This is a genomic window from Nitrospira sp., assembly GCA_029194665.1.
GTDB lineage: Bacteria > Nitrospirota > Nitrospiria > Nitrospirales > Nitrospiraceae > Nitrospira_D.
The window spans coordinates 517297-538451 of record JARFXO010000001.1; the positions used below are offsets into that span (position 1 = coordinate 517297).

Here is a 21155-nt window from a genome sequence, read left to right on the forward strand (position 1 = left end):
AACGGGCATTCGGGCTTCTGGTCTGGTGCGCCCTGAACGAGAATGAATTGGGGTGTTACAACTGAACCGGTGGTGAGGTATGCCGGATGATTTTGCCTTCAACCAGGTAGACCACGAGCTCGGCGATATTAGTGGCATGATCGGCCACTCGCTCGAGAGATTTGGCGATAAAGCTTAATCGGATGGCACGGGAAATCGTGTGTGGGTTCTCCACCATAAAGGAGAGCAACTCTCGAAACAACTGTTCCATGAGATCATCGACGAAGTCATCATCCATGACCACTTTCCTGGCCAGCTTGGCATCTTCCTTGACGAAGGCGTCGATGCTTTCCTTCACCATCATCCGCGCAAGGTGTCCCATCCTCGGGATATCGATGTAGGGCTTGAGCTGCGGCTCTTCATTCAACTCGATCGCTCGTTCACAGATACTCTCCGCCAGGTCGCTGATGCGCTCGAGCTCAGTGGACAGTTTCATGGCCGTCGTCACCAAGCGTAAGTCGCGCGCGGCCGGTTGGTGGAGCGCCAGCAACTCGATGCAGGCTTCGTCGATCTCCACATCCAGCGCATTCACCTTGTGGTCCCGTTCGATCACACGACAGGCCAAGGCCGAGTCGCGGGTGACCAGGGCGGTCAATGCCTTGTCGATTTGGTCTTCCGCAAGACCGGCCATCAGCGCCAACTTCGTCTTGAGCTCCGCAAGTTCCTCGTCAAAATGTCGCTGTTGAACCATGGGTCACCCGAATCGTCCGGTGATATAGTCTTCCGTCTGCTTCTTGACGGGATTCGTAAACAGCTGTTTAGTAAGACCGAACTCAATCAGTTGACCGAGATACATGAAGGCCGTCCGATCGGACACCCGTGCCGCTTGCTGCATGTTGTGCGTCACGATGACGATGGTCAGCTCTTTCTTGAGTGAGAACAGCAGCTCCTCGATCTTGCCGGTGGCGATCGGGTCCAGCGCGGAACAGGGTTCATCCATCAAGAGGACTTCCGGTTTGACGGCGAGGGCCCGCGCGATGCAGAGACGCTGCTGCTGACCGCCGGATAAACCGAGAGCGCTTTTGTGGAGCCGGTCTTTTACTTCGTCCCACAAGCCGGCGCCTCCGAGACTTGCTTCGACGATGCCTTCCAGCAATCCCCGATTCTTTAGACCCTGAAGTCGCGGACCGTACGCGACATTTTCGTAGATGGACTTGGGAAAGGGATTGGACTTTTGAAATACCATCCCCACGCGTTTCCGAAGATCCGTGATATCGATCTCAGGGTTAAAAATATCAACGTCGTCGAGAAAGATATTCCCCTCATGCCGAGCGCCTTCGATGAGATCGTTGAGGCGGTTCAAGCAGCGAAGCAAAGTGGATTTTCCACATCCCGAGGGACCGATAAAGGCGGTCACCTGGTGCTCGGCAATTTCTACGTCGATTTTGAACAGCGATTGGAGAGGACCATAGAAAAAGTCGAAGCCCTGTACCCGAAGTTTGGCCTTCTGTGCGGCATTCTCTTGATGGGATATCGAGGAGTCCCCAAGCTCCTTCCTCTCATCTTTCAGCTTCAGAGTGGGAGGCATCGTGAGGGGAAGAGACTCGGACATCGTATCACACTGCTGATCCAGCATATTTCCTTCGCATTCGATTTCTCAAGATGATGCCCATCAGGTTAAGCGTCACCACCACAAGGATCAACACCAATGTGGTCACATAGACCATGGGTTTGGCGGCCTCGACGTTGGGTGATTGAAACCCGACATCATAAATATGAAAGCCCAGGTGCATGAACTTTCGATCTAAGTGCAGGAACGGCCAGGTTCCGTCGATCGGCATGGCAGGCGCAAGCTTCACCACACCCGTCAGCATCAACGGAGCAACCTCTCCGGCCGCACGAGCCATGGCCAGGATCAGTCCGGTCAGAATTCCAGGAAGCGCAGTGGGAAGTACAACTTTCCACATCGTTTCCCATTTGGTCGCGCCAAGGCCGATAGACCCTTCACGGTATTCTCGGGGTACCGCGGCAAGCCCCTCCTCTGTCGCGACGATGACAAGAGGAACCGTCAGCAGAGCCAGCGTCAAGGAAGCCCAAAGGATACCTCCTGTTCCGAAGGTCGGAGTCGGCAATCGGTCGGAAAACCACAGCGCATCCAGGCTTCCGCCGACGCCATACACAAAAAATCCCAAGCCGAACATGCCGAACACGATCGAGGGAATCCCGGCGAGATTGTTGACGGCAATCCGGACAGTCCGCACGATGACTCCCTGGCGGGCATACTCCCTGAGGTACAAGGCGCCGATCACGCCAAAGGGGGTCACGACGAAGGTCATGATGATCACCATCATGACCGTGCCGAAAATTGCGGGGAAGATCCCACCCTCCGTATTGGCTTCACGTGGCTCCGTGGTCAGAACCGTCCAGACGTTGCCGACATAGACCCAGACCTTTTCCAAGGTCGAAAGATCGTTGGGTCTCAAGACCCGCACAATTTGGCCAAGTGATAAGGACTTTTCTCTTCCATTGGCATCAACGACAAGCAAGCTGTACCCATTCTCCGCCTCACCAGATTCCGCATGTCGAAGCAGGGGCGGTAGCGACCGCCATACGGCATCGGCGCCATCGGCTACGCCCCGGTCTTCCTTGACAATCGTCCGCAGGCGCCCATAGAAGTTCCCCCACTCCAGACGTTCCACCATCACGAGATCGGCCGGCTTGGTTTGTTCAATGATCTGATCGGTATTGATCCATCGATAGTCCAGCCCGTACAGATCACGATTGCCGATCTTCATCCTGATTCGTGGGATCCCCTTCGGACCAATTTCTTCGCCAGCCAACTGGCCGATCACATGTTTTCCGTCTTTCAGGGTCAATTCCATAACGTCAGCCGGCCAGAAATACCCGAACCCGTTGAGGAGGATGAGCACGAGGAGTCCCCCGATCATGAGGAGCGAGAGGGACAGTCCTGCACCGCAGCTCCAAATGAAGAGCTCCCCGCTACCAACAAACTGCCAGAGCCATACTTTCATCGAGCCACTCTCGATATCGCGTTACATGAGCTGTTCTGCATGAATCCTGTTCAAGTTAGAATTGACTGTATTTATCCCTGAGGCGTTGTCGAATCAGCTCGGCTGCCGTGTTGAGGATAAAGGTGGCGACAAATAAAAGGAGTCCGGCCAAGAAGAGTGTGCGAAACAAGGTCCCGTCGTGCGGCGCTTCAGGAATTTCCACCGCGATATTTGCTGAGAGGGTTCGAAACCCGTTGAAGAGGCTCCAGTCCATAATCGGCGTATTGCCGGTCGCCATGAGGACAATCATCGTCTCTCCGACAGCTCGGCCGAGTCCGATCATCAGAGCAGAGAAGATGCCTGGGCTGGCTGAGATCAGAACGAGATGGACGAGCGTTTGCCACCGCGTGGCGCCAAGTGCCAAGGATCCGGCGATGAGATTCTTGGGAACATTCGACAGGGCTTCTTCCGAGATGCTGTAGATGATGGGAATGATGGCGAACCCCATGGCCACCCCGACAACAATGGCATTCCGTTGGTCATAATTCATGCCGAGATGCGTCTGAAGCCACGGCTTATAATGGCCATTGAACAAGACTGATTCCCACCAGACGTTAGCCTCCAGGCACCCCCAGACAACGGCTACGATGACCGGCATCATGAGTAACGCCTCGCTACCGGGCCGGATTCCATGGCGAAGGGAGGCAGGCAGCAACACAAACAGTCCGGCAGAAGCGGCAACGGCCAAGGGAAGAACCAAGATCATCCCCGTCATGGCGGGAAAGCTCCGCTCAAGAACCGGCGCAAACCAAAGCCCGGCGAGAAAGCCGAGAACCACGGTGGGAAGCGCCGCCATGATTTCTATCGTGGGTTTGATCTTTGCCCGCAGATTCGGATGCAGGAACATGGCGGTGTAGATTGCGGCCAATACAGCCAGCGGAACCGCCAGCAAAACGGCATAGAAGGTGCCTTTAATCGTTCCAAAGATAAGCGGGGTCAGGCTGAACTTTGGCTCAAAGTCGTCCGATCCGCTCGAGGATTGCCAGACGAGTTTTGGTTGATCATAACCTTCGTACCAGACCGGGGAGAACAAGGTTGCCCATGTAATCTCCGGATATGGATTCGCGATGTGGTAGTGGACTAGTCGATCACTTGCGGACAAACCGACGACACCATCGGCTTTCGGAGAAAAATAGGTGCTGCGGAGTGCCCTCTGTTGTGGGGTGAGCGTCAGCAACGTTTGTTCGGACGTCGAATGGTGCAGCCGGATTTCTCCCCCGGCATCGGTAGTGATGAATCCCTTATCACGTTGGGAAATCGTGATGTCGGTGACCGTGATCAGATGAGGGGTAAACAGATGGACCGGCTTCATATGGATCACATTCGTTCCAGGATGCTCGCGCACAGGCATCCAAACAGCAACCTGCCCCGATGCGCTGCCGACCACCAGACTCTGGTCTCCTAGCAAGTATGCGAGCGTGGTAATGGCTCCATCCCGGTCAGAAGCTTGTGTCGCCTCGACTAAAATGGGCTGTGCCGGTTCGCGCACGTCCAGGTGATACAGTTTGCCCTCTGCTGTTCCCACCGCAAGAATCTCAGCTCGATTCCCGAGCGTGAAGGCTGTGATCCGCCCTGGAACAGTGGATGTGAGGTCGACTTGCGTGATAGGGGCAGCGGCCGTACCATCCGTGCGCGATGTTGTTCGGCTCGTGGTCAGCCAGAGATGTTGGTCTTGTAGCAGTGCCGCGACCCGAAGAGCGGAGTCCGTGCTCTGATAGGCCATTTTGGTGATCGCTTGGGGAGTCGGTGCGGCAACGATCGGTACTCCGACCGTGACGAACGGAGAGATCGAACGATCGTTGCCTTTGAACTCCTGGGTAAATTCGATCGTTACAGGGATGACACGCCCGTTCCCCGTACCCATGGCGAGAGAGTGCCCTTTCCCGAAAGCTCGCGCTACCGCTGTGACAGAGCCGTCCGGCAACAAATTTTGCGAAGGAATGGTTGATACGGCGGGCGTGGCCCCTGCTATGAAGACGAACTCCAATGAGGCACCACGTAGCACATAGGCGACTTCTTGCTGTTCGTCGATGCCGATGAGTGCTGACATCGATGGCTGCTCAAGCGGAGAGAGTGAAATCGGTTCAATCGAGGTCGCATGAGGCGATTGAAATAGTGGGAGGACTTCTTTCACCAAAAAGACACACATCCCCAGAATGCAAAGAACGATGCCGATCCCACCAGCCTTGATGATGAAGCTGGTGAACGCATCCGTGATCGATCTGATCCGACGTCGACCAAACAGTCCACCCACAAGAACCTGAGTCGGAATTGAACCCCAGCCTGAAGCCGGCTCTCCTTGAGCAGCGGGGGTCGGACTGAATGGTGGTACCTTCATGCGCTAACCGTGGCTTCTCTCCCCAGCATTGCCGCGTCGCCATCCGTCGAGTGCATCTCATCGGACAGCACACGACCTCATACACTTCATCGCGGATTCCCACCAGTCCGCTGGTGTGAAATCTATTCGACTCTTGTCAATTCCCTTTCAACCACGGGCTGCGGGAGAGGGAAAAATCCGTCCTTAATGACGACCGCTTGCCCTTCCTTGCTATAAATGAACTTGATGAACTCCTTCACGAGAGGATCAAGCGGCTTGTTCGGCGCCTTGTTGACGTAGATCAGCAGATGGCGCCAGAGGGGGTACGACCCATTCATGGCATTCTCCTGCGTGGGAGCGACAAATGGTCCTCCGCCTTTTTCCGCCAACGAAATGACCCGTACCCCGGATGTCAAATAGCCGATGCTGCTATAGCCGATACCAGCTGGATCCTCCGTGATGCCCTGTACAACGGATGCCGAGCCCGGCTGCTCCTTGACCTCATCCTTATAGTCTCCGTTTTTCAACGCATACTCCTTGAAGAATCCATAGGAGCCGGAGGCCGAGTTACGGCCATACATGCTGATCGGAGAATCCCCCACTTCGCCTGTCACGCCCAGCTGAGCCCATTGATCCAGGTTTTCTGAAGCACCACGTCGACGAGTTTTGGAAAAGATCGCATCGAGTTGCGTCATGGTGAGTTCCTGCAATGAATTATCTTTATTGACATAGACGGCAAGCGAGTCAATGGCGACAGGGAATGCGGTGGGTCTATACCTGAATTTTCTTTCGAAGGCATCGAGCTCGGTGCTCTTCATTGCTCGAGACATCGGTCCAAGTAGAGCTGTTCCTTCGATCAGGGCAGGAGGCGCGGTGCTTGAGCCCTTTCCTTCGATTTGTAGTTTGACGGCGGGATATTTTTTCCGAAATCCTTCTGCCCAGAGCGTCATAAGATTATTAAGCGTGTCCGAGCCGATGCTGGTGAGATTGCCGGAAACCCCGCTGATCTTGACATAGCCTTTCAAGGCGGGGTCCAGTACGATCGCCTCATCGGCGTAGGCCGGTGGCAATCCCCAAGTAAGGGCTCCTAGCAGGGCGAAGCCATACAAACTGAATCGCTCGACGGATATTTTCATCGGCACTCCTCTCATTTGTTCCTGGTGGTAAGGATGAACACATGCTATTCCCCAAGGGTTACAAGGGCATTACCACCGTGTTACGGTGGTGTTACGTCGATCTATTACATGCCCTCAAACACGGAGCGTTCTACCCGGTCCCTACAAGGAAATATCATCAGTAGTTCCACTGCAACTGAGTACGGATAAGGTCCCCTTCCTGAGTTTCATACGGTGCCGTTCGCGTATTCGTTCGTTCGGTGTTGGCGTACGCGATCGTGAATTCCAGAGCCTTAACGATTTGCCACTCGAGCCCGATTTCCCATTCCCGAACGAAGGTGGACGGTGCATTGGTTCGGTTCTTCCTCCCTCCGTCGTATTCTTGCCAGCGCACATACGGGATAAGGGCGGTCAACCACGGCAGTCTAACGTTCCACCTATACATCGCTTGAACGTAGCCGCCCTGGAGATCGCCCTCTTGAATCGCTGTTTGGGTTGCGTTCAGCCGCGGGCCATGGCCCCAATTCCATTCCGCTTGGAGCCCGAAGGGTTGAGGATAGAGCACGAAATGCACGCCGACCCGCTCGTCAAGGATGTTCCCATTATTTTCCCGTATTGGGGTAGCTGGGAGGCCGGTACCCGAAGCAGCCCCGACATTGAACGTTCCACGATACGCGTCCACGCCGAACTGGATGATCTGCCCGTAGGGCAATTCAAGGGGATAGGTGGCATGCAGGACGACATATTTATTGTCATTGAGCTCCGAGATATTGATGCCTTGACCATTATAGACCCCGATGCCCAAGACGCCGTAGTCGCCGGATCCTTTGAGACCCGAATCGACAAGTCTTCTGAATAGTTTCCTGGTTTCAGCCGGCGAATAATACATGAACAATCCGATATCGCGCTCTCCCGGCACCGCGCTATTGATCGCGTCACTCCGGTCGAAGGGGGCGCGCTGTTGGGAGGATTGAAGGGTTTCAAAGCCATATGGGACCTTCGATAGCCCGGCTCGAATGCGCAGTTCCTGTTTCCCTAGGAAGGGCAGGGGGAGAAAGATATCGGTATAAGCGTCGCGAAGTTGGACAACGCTAGTACTTCCGTCTCCCGTCGTGCCCGGAACAACGGCGGAGAAATCCGGCTGCAAATAGAAGGACAACCAATCGGTAATATCACCCGAAAAGACGAGGCGGGCGCGGCGAATGGTGAAGCCTGTGTTATTGCCGACGGAGGCATCAGAATCATCGATGCGCAGATTTTTCTCGTCAGTGAGGTAGCTATAGCGAAATTGTGCATAGCCTCGTATGCTGATTTTGTCGTACCAGTTCGTCGTCGCCGACCGTTGTTGAATAATCCCTTCTTCTTTTTCACGTTCGGCTTTCAGCTTGACCCATTCTTCCTTCGTGATATGCCCCTTCTCATAGAGCAGATCCTCCAGGCCGGCCAGGCCGGCTTGAGCCGGATTGACATTACAGATCAACACCAGACCGACCACACACATGCGGGCTGCAAGGCACCATCCCTTCATTCGATCCCTCCCCAGTGGTTGTTCTTTCTCAGAACAGCGATGAGAGGTATACCGATGGAGCGTTAAGACAGTGCTACGGTCCCGTAACGAATGAGTTAAATCGGTTGTACTTCAGCTGTGACGCTCTGTCCGCTTGTAGCTTGTAATGTATGCCATCGAGCCTTTTCGCCACCTCATTCAAGTAGTAGTGAATGAACTGCATTGCTTCTTCAGGGAGCGGCGAATCGAGCGAATAGGGGTGGTGAAAGAATGGGCTCGCAGTCGCCACAGAAGGGTGTGCTCAGCGAACGGTAAAAAGGTTAGTGACTTGTAGGAGAATTTACCTGGTCGTAACATGGAGGCCTCATTCCTGTAATGGTAGAGAGGCAGTGTAGTGGCTTACCCTCAGGAGCGAAAGATGGATACAACGAAGAACTCTGGTGTGGTCTTCGTTCTTGGAGCCATGCTGTTACTCGGGCTTACCTCCTGTCAAAATCGACTTCCAACGGTGTCCCTCTACGACGACCCGACACGCTTTGTCCGCCTTGAAATTGACCATATCGTAGGCGGAAGCCATTCTCATCCGACCGACATCACGACGGATGAGATGACGGCTGTTCTGTCTGGTGTGATGATTGTCGAACCGCGTCTCCAGCTTCCATCCTTGCCCTTTACGAGCAAGGACGAAGAGCCGCCACGGCATCCGGCATTCAATGCAGCCGAAATCAGCTTCTTTGCTCCCTTAGTCACAAAAGGTCTGGGGACGGCGACATCCGAGGAGATCGTCACGTTTTATCAATCCACTCAGCAGACCGCGCTCATCAAACAAGTGACCTCCGGCGGGATCTTCATTGATGGTGATGAGCTGCACATCATACTAGGCAACTATCGTTCGACGACCAACTATGCATCGGACCCCGGAATCGGGGCCGCGATCGATGGACGATCGGCGCCGCTGCAGCCTATTGCCCCTCAGGAAACGAAACTGGATTTCGAACCGGCGGCGGCTGTTGCTCCCTCTCGAGAAGGCATCTTGAGTAGGCTGTTCCGGCCAGACCGGCGAGAGCTGGTCGTCCTCTTCAGGAAGCTGACAAAGTGATAATCTCCTGCATAAGGCAGAGGCCAATGATCATGCTTTTTCTCCTGTTTGAAGGTAAAATGCCGGAAACAAGAATGAGAAGACGTGTCGTCGATTCCAGATCAAACCAGCCGTTCAGAACCTCCTCTCTGGTCCATCACCATAGCGGTGATTATCATTCTGGGCGCTCCGCTGGTTCTGTATTCTTTGGCGCCGACCGGCCCCATTCGGGAGGGAGACACCGTCTTCTCCGAGGGTGAACAGCACGTGCAGATTCGTCATGCGGCTACAGAGCAATCAGGTAAGGCGGACGATACCTGCTCACTTGATCCGAACAGTCCCTTGATCGTCCTCCATTCTCCGATCGACCAAGCTGAAGGCTCGATCATCGCTCAAGTTCAAGGCAATCCGGACGAGGCATGGCCGTTTTGCCCTGTGCATGCTGAGGTTCTTCTCAAATCGCATCAGATATTTCAGAAACCGGCGGTGTTCGGGGCGGTACGGGACAGACTAACGAGCTGGTTCAGCCGATTAAGGTGAGAGCAACTACGCCTTCAGTCGCGAGGCAAACTGCTTGCGGAACTTCGCAATCTTGGGACCTACGACAAACTGACAGTAACCTTGGAGTGGATTCCGAGCGAAATACTCTTGATGGTAAGCTTCTGCTTCATACCACTGGGTAGCCGGTACAACTTGAGTGACGATAGGAGCCTCGTATAGCTTTCCTTCCGAAAGGGATTGGATGAGCCTCTCAGCCGTCTGTTGCTGTGCTGGGGTGCCATAATAAATTGCTGAGCGATATTGGGTGCCTCGATCGTTTCCTTGCCGATTGAGCGTTGTGGGATCATGAATGGAAAAAAATATTTCAAGGAGTTCTTTGTACGAGATTATTCGAGGGTCAAACGTGATCCGTACGGCTTCAGCATGGCCGGTCTGCTCTCCACACACAGCTTCGTATGTAGGATTGTCTAGGGTTCCACCGACGTAACCCGACTCGACCGATTCCACTCCCCGGACCTGATCATAAACCGCTTCAAGACACCAAAAACAGCCGCCTGCGAGAATAGCGACTTCCTTCTCCGATAAGCTGAAGGAAGATTCGTCTTTCATTGTATGGTTTGTCGGCAAATGGCGAGATGCTTTCCGTGGAGAAAGACCGGCTACTCCTCTTCTTCTTCCTCAATATCCTCAATCCCTTCGTAACTCATTTCCGGGAATGAGGCCGAGGCCTTTTCACAGGCAGTTTCGATCATCTCTTCCGCATCTTCTGCTGAACCGGCATCGACCAAGAATTTCACGGTGATTGCATACCTCTGTTCCACTCCCCACTCCTTTCTCTACCCTCATGGCGAAATTTTTGACTTGACCATCAATCATTCTGTACTTTCTGACAGTTATGGTAGCCATGTCAACCGTGTTCAGGATAACCTGGGAGGGTACATCGCCCTACAACGGAACGAGAGCGCGACGAGATCGACTGCCGAACACTTCATCAAGAAATCATGCGAGAGTGGACGTGGGCTGGAGAGATTAGGGGAGAATTACTCGTCCTGTTCAAGCTCGGAGAGTACCGTTTTGAGTTTTCCAAACTCTTCTGGAGCGATACGCGAAAACGCAATCCCAAAACTATTGCCATCAACCCAACGGACCGTCGCTTCTTCGATCCGCAAAGGCCAATCAAGGCCTGGAACGTGCAATCGGCATTCGAACTTCGCACCTTGCTCCACCATCATGTCGCTTTCAATCTTACAACCGCCGACAGAAACATCCAGAGTTCTTCCCTGTCCTTCCTGTTTCTCACCCGAGAAAGTGCTGCGAAATTGCGTGGTGAATCGCGGTTGGACTCGCCGGTCCTGTGGTCGTGGCTTGGACGGGGTCTGATCAGGAGCATCTGACTTGAAGAGAGAACTGAATTTGTTCAAAGAGGAGGCCCTTGTATAATTTCTCTATTATCTGAGGTGATCGACAGATCCTGTTGACGTCCGTTCCCGAAATGCACCGCTCCTATGAAGCACCCACCTTACTTCTTGGTAGTCAGAAGCATGTGGTCGCGGCGGTTCTGCTGATAGCAGGGCTCATGCCGATCAAAGCAAAAGGGGCGCTCTTTGCCGAAAGACACGATCTCCAACTGTTTAGGATTCACCCCGGCTTCCGCAAGATAGTTCCGCGCTGCCTTGGCGCGTTTGTCGCCCAAGACCATGTTATAGGCGCCGGTGCCTCGCTCGTCACAGTGCCCTTCAATTTTCAGCACGGCCGCTGGATGCTCCTTGAGATAAGCAGCGTCATGATTGAGTGCTTCTATCCCGGTATCAGACAGGGTCCACTGGTCATAACGAAAGAAAACATCCTGCAAACCTGCTTCCACGGCATCCTTTTCCTCTTGTGTTAGTTCTGCCCGCTGACGTGGGCTGAGTCCTGACGGGCTCAACGCCGTCGAATATCCGCCTTGCGTAAGACGCTCCTCCGACGGATTGCGAGAGAGACCACTCAATTCACCGTTTGAGCCTAGTCCTGACATACTGGGAAGCTTCGCACTCCCACTCTCACTCCCACTCCCGAATCTAGCTTCGCCGTCAGACTTGAGCCATTTCGTGTTACAGCCTTGGCTTGACAACAAGATCACTCCCATCATCAGCGCTCCGGACCTCGCCATCACCTTATTCATGACCCTTCCCCTCCATGCAACATTCCCATTCAGCCCCGCAATCAATTCAGAAACAATCAATGCAACTAGGATCTCCTGGAGACTCGCCAGTTATCCTCCGTACACAAAGCAAATATAGCACCGGTGTTGAAAACTGATTCTTTAACAGGAGCTTAGCGGATTGGTGGCAGGGCACCTAATGATTTCACATATTTGGAGAGGCAGGAGGGAGATTCTTCTTTGACCAGGCAAGCAAGCGACTAAGCCTGCTGCTAACCTATCCTGACAGACACGTTCGTTCAGCGACGCCCTTTGCGCTCAGACCAACGGGACGGTTGTAGCACCGCTCCTAAGCCGGCCAGCGCACAGATGAACACCAGCATGGCTAGTGCGATCAGGAGGAAAAATGCTGCTCTCACGTCGTGTAAAACTGGGATCATGGTACCTCCCTCTTCTTGCTGGATTCATTGACTGCGCCATCCGCACTCACAGACCCAGGGGGTCATCGGATCCAGCTTCTCAAGCGGCCTTCCACAACAGGGACATTGCCTGGACCAGGCAAACCGTTTCTTCTGTTCGCAGTATAGCGCGCCAATGTTCGTCTGCTTTCCATATCGGCAAAACCACTGCAAGGGATAACCTCTTTCACGCATAAGTGACATGGTGGATGAAACTCCATCACAGATCTATCCAACTTTGGCGGAATGAACCCCCTATAATCCTGACCCGTAGCGATAGCATCCCCTGTCGAGTGTCCTGGCATAAAATGAACTTGAAATCTATGGGGTTTGAGAGCACCCCTGAGCGGTTTAGACAACGGAGATGCAACAGGTGGGAAGGCTACACAGTCGGATGAACGAAAATCAAGGGAGGAGTTTCAGAGCTCGACTCCTTCCCTGCAGCTCAAGCCTTGCTCGTACCGCAGCCCACTAAAACAGCGGCTTCCTTCCGCCAGCCCTGACGATGGCGTGGTGAAAGGCTTTCGAAAGGCTTTCTAAGGATGCCATATCGCAGACAGGAATATACCCCTCCCCCTTCTTTTCCCCCGGCTTGTCTTTTGGGGTACCATCCTCATACACCAGGTCTTCGAGGCTCGTGATGGTTACCTTGCCGGTCTTCAGTTCGTGCATGGGTTTACCAGGTATCGCGAGAGACGCTAACCACTCCGTTACACATGCCCCGCGCGCACAACGTAACCGAATTCCAAAAATATTCTCACCCTCCCGTTCCTGGTTCACGTTAGGCGAGAGTGCACCCAAGTCAAACTCCTGAACCCTTTCTGCTGGGGATTGGAGTGCGAATATCCCGCTCAACTTCCTTAGCTCATTCAGACGCGTAACAATTTTGAGAGCCGATGGAGGCATCACAACCACCTCGACCTTCGCCATTCGATCCACATGCCAGAGTGATCCGTCCTTAGCCATCATGCGTTGCAAGCCACTGTGCATTGTTGAGCATGCTTCCCACGTGTCTTTGATAAACGCCAACGTTTCCTCCAGCGACGGCCCGTCAGTGCCGGCAGTGTCGTCTGATGTCGCCCCTGCACCAGGCAGACTCGTCATGAGGATGAGGATGCAGGTGACCAGCCCCCCTACCTGACGGTTGGTCGTCATATTGCCCTCCCTAAAATGTGCTGCGATATGCGAGTCTGGAACTACTCTCGATGTTCACAGTTATAAGCACAACACGATCGTGATAGCGATCGAGCTGCCTGAATATGAGTCCATGGTGGCCATCGGCAGACCGGTTCGACGAGTAAGTCACACACGATGGAGAGAGGTCTGCAGCCTCCGCGCAACCAACTTGGTAGGAATATCAGTGAAGCTCAGATAACCGTGCGAGCTTGGTGCGCCCGGCAGGAATTGAACCTGCGACCTACGGGTTCGAAGCCCGGCGCTCTATCCAACTGAGCTACGGGCGCACATGCTTGCCACATACATCAACGGTTTATGTCATTTGTATAACAGTGCTCTACTTGTCACATAACTGCGAGTTGTTATCTGAACGATTATCGATGGAGAATGAAATCATCAAACTTCGTGACGGATGATTACACATTTTCAAACAATCTAACTGTGGGGACTATTTCGACCGGTGCTTCGTCAACGAAAAATATCTTACTCGGACGACCAAGACTAGCAATCTCTCACTCGCCAAATCAACCGCAGAAACCCCTTACGACTCATACCGCTTCAACAATGGCGCACTTGACAGCACGTCGTATCTGTACAAATCACTTTGGTGCAACCGAGGGTCTCTACGGAGGGCAGGTGCTTGATCAATACGTTGCGCTTCGCCATGCGCTGGCTGCTCATGGCGAGGGAGAGGGTGACGGTCGGGAGCAAACCCTCCGGCGCGTTCGCCACGATGATGCCGATCCCGAAGGTGGCGCTGATCCAGAAGCCGAGTCCGGTGCATAAGCCGACGAGAAAAAATGTCGCCCCATCTCCAGCGAAATGACTGCGACGATGCGAGTGACTTTAGCGATCTCTTTCTGGAGAGGATTGAGCCCGGTTTCAACCATGGTGGTGAGTGCGAGGATCTTGCCGAACTCTGAATTCATCCCAGTGGCGAAGACGACGGCGCGACCATGCCCCGACAGGATGGTGGTGCCGGCAAAGACGAGGTTTGGGAGCTCGAGCCGGTGCCCGTCCTCAGTTGCTTCGGCCGCCCCTCGTTTCGGTGTTGATTCACCGGTCAAGGCCGCGTTGTCCACTCGCATCCCGACTGCCTCGATCAGACGCGCATCGGCTGGCACCAGTTCTCCTTCCTCTAGAATCAGCACATCTCCCGGTGCGATCTCGCTTCGCGTCACTTCGACCGACTGTCCTCCTCTGGTCACCCATGTCGTATCAGGCAATAGGCGGTGGAGGACCTGGAGAGTGCGCTCGTCCTTGTATTCCTGGGAAGAAGGCGAATACCGCGTTGATCACGATGACGCCGAGGATGGCCCATCCCAATGGGGCCATCCCTTCACCGGGCTTCATGGCGTCCGCGGCGAAAGAGAGACCGGCGGCAATCCAAAGGAGGATCGCGAGAAAGTGAGTGAAATGGTGGAGGAGTCCTCGAAGGAGCGAGTATTGGCCTGACCCGACAAGGACATTGGGCCCATATCGAGCCAATCGCCGTTGAGCGTCACCAGGAGACAGACCACCGTTGGTGGTTTCCATCCGCTTCAGCACGGCTTCGGCCGAGAGTCGATGAATGTCGTGGTGGCTAATGTCGGGCACTGGTGCCTCGTACGATCAGGACGGAACAGGGAGCATGCCTGAGCAGACTTTCGGAAACGCTACCGAGGTAGAGCCGCTCGTTCTTGGTCAACTCTCGGGACCCGATTACCAGTAGCTCGTCACGATTGGCTTCAACATGTTTAACGATGGTCTCGATGACGTGGCCTATCCACACCTGTGTTGCGACGGAATAGCCCTCCTTGATGAACTCATCACGAAGACCATGGACGAGTGCGGTTGCTCGATCCGTGACCGGTTTGGTTAGTTCGGCCAGTTGCGACTCGGACAGGTACCGCTTGGCAAGATCTGTGACGGGACTTTCAGCCGAGGTCAGGATCGTGACGGCAGCGGATTCTGCAAGAATATGAGATCGCAGGAACCTGGCGGCGGTTCGTGACGGTTTGGAGTCATCGACTGCGAGGGCAACACGATGCAGGTTGGGCATGGGCTGTTTCACGACCAAAACAGAACAGGCGGTCGACGAGACCACCTGACGGGAGACGCTCCCCAACAAGAATCCCTGAATATCGCTCAGACCGCGTGATCCCATGATGATCAAGTCCGCCTTCAGACGACGGGCTGTCTTCGCAATGGTATGGGCAGCCGGACCATGCGTGAGGATAGTCTGGAATTTTGTGCGTGGTCCGGTTGCTGCCTGACCGAGGGCGAGTCGGGCCGATCGTGCTGCGTCGCGCAGCACGATAGTCCCAGCCTTTTCCATTGCGGCAATGGCACGCTTTGCTGCGACGGGGTTCTTGTTCTTGGCGGCCTGAAGCGCCGGCTGGTCGACTATGTGCAGAAGCCCCACATGCTCAGGCTCTCGAGTGGCAAGAGCCTCGAGCGCTTGTACTGCCCATCCTGAATGTTCCGACCCATCAACCGCACAGAGAATTCGCATGATCGATTTCCTTCCTGAGTATGCTCACTATGCAGTAACGAGTTCGGGTATTAGAACTGCATTGGATATGCCTGTAGGGTGAGGAAAGGTGAAAGAAGAATTCATTGTTTACCAAAGAGTTGTGGAAGGAGTCTCTACTGTAATTAGTGGACGTATTGCGGCGTTTTGCAGCAGAAGCCGGTGACATCCTGTGGTGATTAGCGCCAGTCGAGCGAGTATGGATTCGTGTGGAAGTATTCTTCGAATAAGCAAGGAGGGTCGGATTGTCTCAGCAGCAAAAGAAGACTCGCGGTTAACTAAGCGAGGGCGTTAAGGCTGCGGATCGCCTCGCTTCGCCGACAATGAGGAATGGGCATCTACCGTTCGGATGGTCGACGAATGATGCATGGACGGCGAGAGTGGCGGACCAATCGGTTAGGGGGCATGATGAAAAAACCAAAGAGGACCAAAAGGAAGGCCAAGGTTAGGATCAATGTCAAAGACTTCGATTCCATGACCGTCAGCCAGGTTATGGAGAAAGAAGTGCAATGCGCCCGCCCGAGGACGAAGGGAGATGTGATTGCTTCGTTGATGATCGAGGGGTTCGGGGCCGTGCCGGTCGTGGAGAATGGAAAGAAGTTAGCCGGTATTGTCAGCGAGCATGATTTGCTTGCAGCGATCGACGACCGTCATCGGCTCGGTGCCGTCGCGGCGAAGGAAATCATGACTTCTAACCCCTATTCAGTAAGGGCTGAAACGACGCTCGGTACATTGGTCCATGTGCTGCGCGCAAGCGATCTGGTCCGAGTTCCCGTCGTGGATGACGAGGATAAACTGATCGGTATCATCGCGAGGCGCGATGTCTTGCGAACCTATCTTGCCACCGGTGGAAAACGAGAACAGTGAGGAACGTATGAGACAAACCGACTTCTTCATGAAAGCCAGCGATCCAAAGACCTTAACGGTGGAGCAACTGATGCAGGATGCGGTCACGCGATGTACACCGCGCACCGACGCATCGACGATCGTCCACATGATGACGCATCGAAATTTCGGGAGTCTTCCTGTCGTGGAAGAGGATGGCACGTTGGTCGGGATCGTCACCGAATACGATCTCCTTCAAGCCATGCTGGACGGGCGCGATCTTCGGAAGGTTCTCGCGATCGAGATCATGTCGGCATATCCGGTGACCGTGACCGAAGAGCAAACACTGGCCCAAGTGGCCGACCTGTTCCAGGACCGCTATTTGACCAGAGTTCCGGTTGTGCGAGACAACAAGCTGGTGGGTATTCTGGCCCGGCGGGATCTGCTGTTCGGCTATATGAAGGCGTCACAGTATTGGTCATAACCATTGACGGAAACGAGACACGGATGGTGAGAGGAGCGGCCGGTTCATTGTGTGATTGAACCAATGGGGGATGGATCAAACGTCTACCGGCGAGTCTGATACTTCTTGTGATGTTCCTTCTTACCGCTCCTCAAGCCGGCTCTGGAAGCCCGCAGCGTGGTCCTTGCGGCGTCCGCTTTCTCACCAACGCGACCGTGCCGTGAGAATGCCGGATGCTCCATGCGCGCGAATCGTTGAAAACACTCTTCGGTGAGTAGTGGCCTGGTGCGGCGTGTTTCAATCGCACCGATCGACGCCATGTGTATGCCGGTGCGTCGATCAAAGTCCCGAAGGGGATCGAGGACCAGGAGCTCTTTGCACCTCGCATGGGCGAAAGGAGGATGGGAAGAGGAACCTGGTCACGCGATAGCCCGCGGGGCGCATCGACGAATGGAGGTGGGTGTCATGAGAGGCAAGGGACGATCGCAATTTTTCCACTGGATGCTTCTGATCCCCGCGCTTTCACTGTGCGCTGCTCTTTTTAGCCTACCCGGATGGGCTCAGGCCAAGGAGTTCTGGTTTGTCGCCCAGGAACTGGGCAAAGGGAAGGGCACCTTCGAAATGGGAGAAACGGAAATCTGGCTTCCTAATGCTGTGATCATCGACCAAAAAGAGGATCTCAATGAACCCTTATGGTTTGTCCTCCAGAATCCCACCGACGTCGACCACGAATTCGCGGTGTGGGGGCTTTTCATGCTTCTGCCTGAAGGCGAGGCGATGCCGGAGATCAGGTTGGATCCCGGCTCAGGAGGGCTGCTCGCGCGAAACATCCCAGTGCCGCTTCACCTCCGGGTGCAAGCTGGAGAGACGAAAAGAATTCAGGTTGCGCCACGTGGGTTAGTCGGCGAGAAAAACCTGGGGGCTCGTTATCCATTCTTTTGTACCAAGCACAAGGATATCCGGGTCAGTGGATTCATTTATGTGGACTAGGGCGCGGCGGGATATCGCCGTCAGGTCGACGTTGTCTGCCGCATTCGACCTCGGTTATTGCTCTATCACGGTGGTGATGCCAGCACTGAGGTCGTTGCACAGGATTTCACTCCAAGATACGGATCTTGGCCATCCACTAAGAGTCAATCCGAAACTCGCTGAACTGTGGTGACATATCCGTCTTCGGGAATGTAGGCTTTGACCTGATCCACGATCGCCACGCAGTCCCAACGTCATGTTTCTTGCATTGACCCGGTTCATCCACCATCACCTGTTGTGGTTTTTGATCGGCGCGTACGCCATTTCCGCTACGTGGCCGACAGCCGGCCTCTGGATTCGGAATCTTACGTTTGGTGATGTCTGGATTTTTCACGAGAAACTCCATGTCTCCTTACTCCTGCTTCTGCTGGCGACGCTGATGTTCAACGCGGGGCTGGGCGTCAAGACCTCGCACCTCAGATCTCTGGCCCAAAAAATCAGGGTACTGTTTGCGGGGCTTACCGCGAATCTCATCATCCCTATGGCCTATATTTTTCTGATCACCCTCATCATGAGGCTGTGGCACAACCCGGTGGAAGCTCAACACATTTTGGTCGGGCTGGCCTTGGTAGCTGCCATGCCGATTGCCGGGGCCTCAACCGCCTGGGTCCAGAACTCCAATGGCAATCTGGCGCTGAGCTTAGGATTGGTCCTCGCTTCGACCTTACTTAGTCCTGTGCTGACTCCTGTCGCGCTGCATGTGTTCGGTGAAATGGCCACGGAAGAATATGAGGCTGTCATACACAACCTCGCCGCGTATGGTTCGGGGGCATTCCTGGGATTTTGGATCGTATTGCCTTCTCTCCTGGGCCTTGGTGTGCGCTTCGTTGCGTCTGAAACTCACCTGACGGCGATCATGCCCTTCCTCAAACTGATCAATTCCATCGTCTTACTGTTGTTGAACTATTCGAACGGATCAGTGTCACTTCCTCAGGCAATCGCCGAACGAGACTACGACTTCTTGGCGGTGACGTTGGCCATCACGGCGGGCCTCTGTTTCACGGCATTTGCATCCGGCTATGGGTTGAGTCGACTCTTTAAAGTCGATAATGCCCAACGAGTCTCGCTGATGTACGGATTGGGGATGAATAACAATGGAACCGGGCTGGTATTGGCTTCGCTCGTCCTCGCCTCGTACCCCCGTGTCATGGTTCCGATCATCTTTTACAACCTCGCCCAACACCTGATAGCTGGTGGAGTGCATGAGGTCATAGGGCGAAAGGTTGTGCGTCAAGAAGCAAGGGGTACTTAATCAGAGGCCCATCCGGCGATAGCGCCTGACAGGACGTTCCGTTTTTTGCGCAAGAATACATGCTACTGTGCCGGTTGGTCGAAGTGTCTACCCATGTTTTTCGACCCATGACCGGAGCGCAATCGTGCCGGGCCAGGGCCGGATTCTGGTCCCAGCAGACCAGCTCCAGGGCCTATGGACGGAGACAGGGGGAACGTCGGTGAGCCGAGATCTGGGCTTCGTGGAGGAATATGAGACTCGGGTAGAGCGCCTGGTACTTGCAAAGTACGCAATCCATTGCGGGCATTCGAACGGCCTGTGGTGTCAGACGGGCTAGCGGGGTTTGTTAGACGATCGCTATGTAAGTCAGAAGTTTGACCGTACAAGACGGCACTATCCCCCAGGAGGGCCAGGGTCAAAATCGATCCGAGGACGGTATCCTTCATTGCCCACCCTTTTCCCGACCCATCGCTTCACGCCTGCCGATGGAAGATCGTCCGCATAAAAAGTTTGTCAGCGCGTGTTTTCGTCGCGCGCCGTCCCCACGGATCCTGCAAGGCGAGTCACCAGATTGATCCGCATGACGTCCTGTGCCAGGGCTTCGGCGTCCGTCAATTCGTGGTCATAGACGTCGGTCTGATACTCCTCGGTCTCGACGTTCGCCAGCGACGACCAGACGGATTGCCCTCCCTCGCTGACGCGGATTTTGGTGACCGTGGAGAGGCCGGGCCTGATCGGATGCTCCCGGAGTTCCTCGGCGGCCAGCGCGATCCGGACCGGCACCCGTTCGACGATGTGGATAAAGTTCCCGGTGGAGTTGTCCGGCGGTAACAGTGCGAACGGACTCCCGGTGCCGGGGACCAGGCCCTCCACCGTGCCGCGAAACGTGTGGTGGCCGCCGTGGAGGTCCACGCGCACTTCAGCCGGTTGACCCGGGCGAACGTCCGCCACGTCGGTTTCGCGCAAGTTGGCTTCCACCCAGAGATGGTCCAGCGGCACGATCGTCATGAGGTGCGTGCCGTGCTTGACCCGGTCGCCGACCTGGGCCCGGCGTTTCGCCACGTAGCCCGACGCCGGCGCGCGGATCTGCTGCCGCGCATATTCGAGATGGGCGTGGATGAACGCATGCTTCGCCAGCTCGACCGTCGGATGGTCCAGCACCGTCGTGCCGCCGATCTGCGCGTCGAGCGCGTCGTATTCCGCCTGGGTTTCCCGCACCTCGGCGGCCAAGGCCTGCACGTGATCCTGCGCATTCTGGAGTATCTGCTTCGACACAGCGCCGCTGGGCACCGCACGCCGGTACCGAGCCAGGTCGTGGCGGACCACGTCGAGCCGCGCCCGGCGCGCCGCCAATTTGTCCGCCAGTTGCCGCTGCGTAATGAAGAGCGCGTTGATGTGCCGGACCGCGTCGCCGAGTCGCCCGCGGGCCTGGCCCAGCGCCGTCGTCGCTTCGTTCGCATCGAGCCGGACCAGTACCTCGCCGCGCGTGACGAACTGCGTCTCTTCGAAGAACACCTGCGTGATGATGCCGCCGGCCTGCGCCGCGACCGGCACGAGGTTGCCGGTCACATAGGCATTATCGGTTTGCACCCAATGCCGGGCCGTCGTCCACCAATGTCCGCCATAGGCGAGACCGGCTAGACTCAGCCCGAGCGCCACGAGCGCCAGCCGCCGGTTGCGCTGCGCGTGCAGCGATTCTTCGATCAGTTGCGGTGCCGGTGGGGGTATGGCATCGGTGTCGCTCATCCGG

22 protein-coding genes and 1 tRNA gene are annotated in these 21155 nt (G+C 55.1%); 6 read left to right on the forward strand and 17 right to left on the reverse strand.

The genetic code is table 11. The features are described from left to right. Nucleotides 1–55 precede the first annotated feature (55 nt). From phoU to P0119_02425, 6 genes are all read right to left on the reverse strand, one after another. Nucleotides 56–730, reverse strand: coding sequence for a phosphate signaling complex protein PhoU (gene phoU, locus P0119_02400; GenBank protein ID MDF0664907.1), 675 nt, complete (start codon nt 728–730; stop codon nt 56–58). Nucleotides 731–733: 3 nt separating this feature from the next. Further along, nucleotides 734–1615, reverse strand: coding sequence for a phosphate ABC transporter ATP-binding protein PstB (gene pstB, locus P0119_02405; protein ID MDF0664908.1), 882 nt, complete (start codon nt 1613–1615; stop codon nt 734–736). Continuing rightward, nucleotides 1596–3011, reverse strand: a complete 1416-nt coding sequence (gene pstA / locus P0119_02410; protein MDF0664909.1) for a phosphate ABC transporter permease PstA — start codon at nt 3009–3011, stop codon at nt 1596–1598. The genes pstB and pstA overlap by 20 nt, the downstream gene beginning before the upstream one ends. Before the next feature lie 55 nt (nt 3012–3066). Next, nucleotides 3067–5388, reverse strand: a complete 2322-nt coding sequence (locus tag P0119_02415) for an ABC transporter permease subunit (GenBank protein MDF0664910.1) — start codon at nt 5386–5388, stop codon at nt 3067–3069. A 122-nt stretch (nt 5389–5510) separates the two neighbouring features. After that, a complete protein-coding gene (locus P0119_02420) occupies nt 5511–6503 on the reverse strand; it encodes a phosphate ABC transporter substrate-binding protein (protein ID MDF0664911.1) in 993 nt (330 codons plus the stop codon). Nucleotides 6504–6660: 157 nt separating this feature from the next. Beyond that, nucleotides 6661–8010, reverse strand: coding sequence for a porin (locus P0119_02425; protein MDF0664912.1), 1350 nt, complete (start codon nt 8008–8010; stop codon nt 6661–6663). A 397-nt stretch (nt 8011–8407) separates the two neighbouring features. Between P0119_02425 and P0119_02430 the strand changes: the two genes are divergently transcribed. Beyond that, nucleotides 8408–9088 carry a hypothetical protein gene (locus P0119_02430; protein ID MDF0664913.1) on the forward strand — a complete coding sequence of 227 codons (681 nt, stop codon included), beginning with the start codon at nt 8408–8410 and terminating at the stop codon, nt 9086–9088. An 84-nt stretch (nt 9089–9172) separates the two neighbouring features. After that, nucleotides 9173–9607, forward strand: a complete 435-nt coding sequence (locus tag P0119_02435; GenBank protein ID MDF0664914.1) for a hypothetical protein — start codon at nt 9173–9175, stop codon at nt 9605–9607. 6 nt (nt 9608–9613) lie between these two features. On the opposite strand, the gene msrA is transcribed toward P0119_02435, so the two are convergent. From msrA to P0119_02485, 10 genes are all read right to left on the reverse strand, one after another. Further along, nucleotides 9614–10177 carry a peptide-methionine (S)-S-oxide reductase MsrA gene (msrA, locus tag P0119_02440; protein MDF0664915.1) on the reverse strand — a complete coding sequence of 188 codons (564 nt, stop codon included), beginning with the start codon at nt 10175–10177 and terminating at the stop codon, nt 9614–9616. 50 nt (nt 10178–10227) lie between these two features. After that, complete coding sequence (locus P0119_02445; GenBank protein MDF0664916.1) at nt 10228–10389, reverse strand: hypothetical protein; 162 nt, start codon at nt 10387–10389, stop codon at nt 10228–10230. Between the two features lie 219 nt (nt 10390–10608). After that, on the reverse strand, nt 10609–10989 hold the full coding sequence (locus P0119_02450; GenBank protein ID MDF0664917.1) for a PilZ domain-containing protein: 381 nt from the start codon (nt 10987–10989) through the stop codon (nt 10609–10611). 98 nt (nt 10990–11087) lie between these two features. Then, the gene (locus P0119_02455) at nt 11088–11732 is read right to left on the reverse strand and encodes an OmpA family protein (GenBank protein ID MDF0664918.1); all 645 of its coding nucleotides are present in this window, start codon (nt 11730–11732) and stop codon (nt 11088–11090) included. Between the two features lie 278 nt (nt 11733–12010). Next, a complete protein-coding gene (locus P0119_02460; protein ID MDF0664919.1) occupies nt 12011–12151 on the reverse strand; it encodes a hypothetical protein in 141 nt (46 codons plus the stop codon). 489 nt (nt 12152–12640) lie between these two features. After that, nucleotides 12641–13324, reverse strand: a complete 684-nt coding sequence (locus tag P0119_02465; GenBank protein MDF0664920.1) for a hypothetical protein — start codon at nt 13322–13324, stop codon at nt 12641–12643. 231 nt (nt 13325–13555) lie between these two features. Then, nucleotides 13556–13632, reverse strand: a tRNA-Arg gene (locus P0119_02470). 390 nt (nt 13633–14022) lie between these two features. Next, a complete protein-coding gene (locus tag P0119_02475; GenBank protein MDF0664921.1) occupies nt 14023–14526 on the reverse strand; it encodes a hypothetical protein in 504 nt (167 codons plus the stop codon). A gap of 37 nt (nt 14527–14563) precedes the next feature. Then, nucleotides 14564–14941: a cation-transporting P-type ATPase gene (locus P0119_02480; GenBank protein ID MDF0664922.1), complete on the reverse strand. Its 378-nt coding sequence runs from the start codon at nt 14939–14941 to the stop codon at nt 14564–14566. Continuing rightward, nucleotides 14928–15839 carry a universal stress protein gene (locus P0119_02485; protein MDF0664923.1) on the reverse strand — a complete coding sequence of 304 codons (912 nt, stop codon included), beginning with the start codon at nt 15837–15839 and terminating at the stop codon, nt 14928–14930. The genes P0119_02480 and P0119_02485 overlap by 14 nt, the downstream gene beginning before the upstream one ends. 348 nt (nt 15840–16187) lie before the next feature. On the opposite strand from P0119_02485, the gene P0119_02490 reads away from it, so the two are divergent. The 4 genes from P0119_02490 (at nt 16188) to P0119_02505 (ending at nt 19426) form a co-directional block, all read left to right on the forward strand. After that, on the forward strand, nt 16188–16724 hold the full coding sequence (locus tag P0119_02490) for a CBS domain-containing protein (protein ID MDF0664924.1): 537 nt from the start codon (nt 16188–16190) through the stop codon (nt 16722–16724). A 7-nt stretch (nt 16725–16731) separates the two neighbouring features. After that, nucleotides 16732–17166 carry a CBS domain-containing protein gene (locus tag P0119_02495; protein MDF0664925.1) on the forward strand — a complete coding sequence of 145 codons (435 nt, stop codon included), beginning with the start codon at nt 16732–16734 and terminating at the stop codon, nt 17164–17166. 444 nt (nt 17167–17610) lie between these two features. Then, nucleotides 17611–18135, forward strand: a complete 525-nt coding sequence (locus tag P0119_02500; GenBank protein MDF0664926.1) for a hypothetical protein — start codon at nt 17611–17613, stop codon at nt 18133–18135. Nucleotides 18136–18370: 235 nt separating this feature from the next. Then, nucleotides 18371–19426, forward strand: a complete 1056-nt coding sequence (locus P0119_02505; GenBank protein ID MDF0664927.1) for a bile acid:sodium symporter — start codon at nt 18371–18373, stop codon at nt 19424–19426. A 492-nt stretch (nt 19427–19918) separates the two neighbouring features. On the opposite strand, the gene P0119_02510 is transcribed toward P0119_02505, so the two are convergent. Next, nucleotides 19919–21151, reverse strand: coding sequence for an efflux RND transporter periplasmic adaptor subunit (locus tag P0119_02510; protein ID MDF0664928.1), 1233 nt, complete (start codon nt 21149–21151; stop codon nt 19919–19921). Nucleotides 21152–21155: the final 4 nt, after the last annotated feature.